The sequence below is a fragment of the Synechococcus sp. BA-120 BA3 genome, from assembly GCF_034931285.1.
In the GTDB taxonomy this organism is placed as follows: domain Bacteria; phylum Cyanobacteriota; class Cyanobacteriia; order PCC-6307; family Cyanobiaceae; genus Cyanobium.
On record NZ_JAYGHZ010000411.1, the window covers coordinates 1 to 2921 of the forward strand.

The window sequence follows — 2921 nt, forward strand, 5'->3', positions numbered from 1 at the left end:
GGCAGGGGCTGTGCGGTCAGCGACTCCATGCTGGCGGCCACCGCCACCGGCAGGTCGGGGGCGAGGGCCCGCACCGCCTCGGCCAGGGCCGGGCTGGAGATTCCCGCCATCGGGGCTTCGCCAGCCGCGTAGAGGGGCGCCAGCAGCACCGCGTCGGCCTGGGTGAGGGCCGCGGCGAAATCGTCCAGGAACTGGGCAGTGCGGGTGTAGCGATGGGGCTGGAACACCGCCACCAGCCGCCGGGGCACCAGCGGCAGCGGGCTGCGGCCGCTCTCCACCATCAGCCGGGCCATGGCGATCGTGGCGGCCACCTCGCTGGGGTGGTGGGCGTAGTCGTCGACGATCGCCCGGTCCTGCCAGAGCCCGCGGCAGTCGAAGCGGCGGCCCGGGGGCCGCAGGCCCGCCACCGCCCGGCGCAGGTCCTCGAAGGGCACGCCCTCGAGCCGGCAGGCGGCCATGGCGGCCACGGTGTTGCTCAGGTTGTGGCGGCCGGGCAGGGGCACCTCCAGGGTGCCGAGGGCCTCGCCGTGCTCATGCCAGGTGGCCAGGGTGCCGTCGCCCCGCTCCTCCAGGGGGATGGCGGCGAAGTCCACGCCTTCGCTGCTGAGGGTCGACCACCAGCTGGCGGCCTGGAAATGCTCCCGCAGCACCGGACAGTCCCGGTTGGCCAGCAGGGTGGTGCAGCCGCCGGCGAACTGCTGCAGGGTGGCCACCAGGGCGGCCAGGTCCGGGTAGTGGTCGGTGTGGTCCAGCTCCACGTTGGTGAGCAGCCCCAGCCGGGGCCGGAACTTCACCAGGGAGCCGTCCGACTCGTCGGCCTCGGCCACCAGCAGCCGGCCCCGGCCATGGCGGCCGTTGCTGCCGAAGGCGGGCACGATCCCCCCGATCACGGCGGTGGGGTCCTCGCCGACGGCCTCCAGGAGTGTGGCGATCAGGGTGCTGGTGGTGGTCTTGCCGTGGCTGCCGGCCACCGCGATCGAGGGCTGGGCATTGATCAGGGCCGCCAGCACGTCGGAGCGGTGCACGATCGACAGCCCGCGCCGCCGGGCCTCGGCCAGCTCCGCGTTGGCGGCGGGCACCGCCGAGCTGATCACCACCAGGGGATCCGCCACCGGCCCATCGAGGCCGGCCAGCAGCGCGGTGATCGTGGCGGCGGTCTGCTCCTGGAACACCCGCACGCCGGCGCTTCCCAGCCGCTCCAGCACCGGACTGGGACGGGGGTCGGAGCCGCTCACCAGGAAGCCCCGCTCCGCCAGGATCCCTGCCAGGGCTGACATGCCGATCCCCCCGGCCCCGATGAAATGGAGCGGCTGACGGCGATCGAGCTTCGGGATCAAGGGGGACTCCAGGCCACGCCGAAAATAACGGCAGACCGGCCCTCCCCCCTCTGCGGGATACTGCGCTTTGCCGACCGTCCGATCCGGGGCCTGTGGCTGCGGGAAAGAGCAGGACCCCATTTCTGTATGATCGGCAGCCAAAATCCCCCCTTGCTAGCGGGTTCCACCGCTTTCTGCCATGACCTTGCGCGTTGCGATCAATGGATTTGGCCGAATCGGTCGGAATTTCATGCGCTGCTGGCTGAGCCGCGGTGAGAACACCGGCATCGAAGTGGTCGGCCTGAACGACACCTCCGATCCGAAGACCAACGCCCACCTGCTGCAGTACGACACGATGCTCGGCCACATCCGCAATGCGGAAGTGAGCCACACCGACGACACCATCGTCGTGAACGGCAAGCACATCAAGTGCTTCTCCGACCGCAACCCCCTCAACCTGCCCTGGAAGGAATGGGGTGTGGATCTGGTGATCGAGGCCACCGGGGTGTTCATCGACCAGAAGGGCGCCGGCAAGCACATTGAGGCCGGTGCCAGGAAGGTCCTGATCACCGCCCCGGGCAAGGGTGAGGGAGTGGGCACCTTCGTGGTCGGCGTCAACGCTGATCAATACCGCCACGAAGACTTCGACATCATCAGCAATGCCAGCTGCACCACCAACTGCATGGCACCGCTGGTGAAGGTGCTTGACCAATCCCTCGGGATCGTCAAGGGCATGATGACCACCACCCACAGCTACACGGGTGACCAGCGTATTCTCGATGCCTCCCACCGCGACCTGCGCCGCGCCCGCGCCGCCGCCGTGAACATCGTGCCCACCAGCACCGGTGCCGCCACCGCGGTGGCTCTGGTGTATCCGCCGATGAAGGGCAAGCTCAACGGCATCGCTCTGCGCGTTCCCACCCCCAATGTCTCGGTGGTGGACATGGTGCTTGAGGTGAGCCGCGCCACCACCAAGGAGGAGGTGAACAGCATCTTCAAGGCCGCTTCCGAAAACGGCATGAAGGGCATTATCAAATACTGCGATCTGCCCCTGGTCTCCACCGACCACGCCGGCACCGATGAATCCACGATCGTGGATGCCGACCTCACCCTGGTGATGGACGGCACCATGGTGAAGGTGATCTCCTGGTACGACAACGAGTGGGGCTACAGCCAGCGCGTCGTCGACCTGGCCGAAGTGGTGGCCCGCAACTGGAAGTGAGCCAGCGGGCCCCCTCCTCAGCTGAACCAGTCTCAGCTGAACCCGTTCGCTGAATCCCTCAGCCGAAATGCCGGAAGGCGGCGGTCGGGGGGGCGATAGGCCCTCCCCCCTGCGCCCACCCCAGGGGCCCGCAGGGCTGTGGCTCCACCAGCCGGCCGATGCACCGCGCCCCCTCCAGCCGCTGCACCAGGGCCTCGGCCCAGGCCGGCGCCAGGGCCAGCACCAGCTCAAAGTCCTCCCCGCCCCAGAGGCACCAGTCCCATGCCTGGGCCTGGCCCGCCAGCTCCGCCGCCAGGGGCAGGTCGCTTTCGGATAACAGGGCCGTGCAGCCGCTGGCGACGGCCAGGCAGGAGGCCGCGGCCGCCAGGCCGTCACTACTGTCG

2 protein-coding genes and 1 pseudogene are annotated in these 2921 nt (G+C 69.4%); 1 reads left to right on the forward strand and 2 read right to left on the reverse strand.

Going from position 1 to position 2921, the window contains the following annotated elements; all coding sequences use genetic code 11:
* A partial coding sequence (gene murC / locus VB737_RS16100; RefSeq protein WP_500314444.1) for a UDP-N-acetylmuramate--L-alanine ligase occupies window positions 1-1334 on the reverse strand: 1334 nt, incomplete at its 3' end.
* Window positions 1335-1515: 181 nt separating this feature from the next.
* Between murC and VB737_RS16105 the strand changes: the two genes are divergently transcribed.
* On the forward strand, window positions 1516-2538 hold the full coding sequence (locus VB737_RS16105; protein ID WP_500314446.1) for a type I glyceraldehyde-3-phosphate dehydrogenase: 1023 nt from the start codon (window positions 1516-1518) through the stop codon (window positions 2536-2538).
* Window positions 2539-2596: 58 nt separating this feature from the next.
* Here the strand turns inward: VB737_RS16105 and VB737_RS16110 are convergent.
* Window positions 2597-2921: pseudogene (locus VB737_RS16110) on the reverse strand (thiamine-phosphate kinase); the annotation flags it as partial.